We start from the raw sequence: 232 nt of genomic DNA on the forward strand, positions 1-232 counted from the left end.
CTCGAGAACTGTCATGTGAGGAAAGAGATTGAACTGCTGGAAGACCATGCCAATCTGAGTCCGTCGTCGTCCGGCCTCAGCTTCCTTGATCTCATGCAGAACGTTGCCGCGGAGTTCGTACCCGACATGGTCACCAGCGACCGTCAGTTCACCGCCATCAATGGATTCGAGGTGGTTGATGCACCGAAGCAAGGTGCTCTTACCGGAACCGGAGGGGCCGATGAGGCAGACG

The 232-nt window shown here is 56.9% G+C and carries 1 protein-coding gene; it reads right to left on the reverse strand.

Annotation, left to right across the window (positions count from 1 at the left end; all coding sequences use genetic code 11):
- Nucleotides 1-232, reverse strand: a 232-nt coding sequence (locus tag SB660_RS24080) for an ATP-binding cassette domain-containing protein (RefSeq protein ID WP_410585157.1), incomplete at both ends; no start/stop codon positions are given.

The sequence above is a fragment of the Bacillus sp. SIMBA_005 genome, from assembly GCF_046535585.1.
Taxonomy (GTDB): Bacteria; Bacillota; Bacilli; order Bacillales; family Bacillaceae; genus Bacillus; species Bacillus pumilus.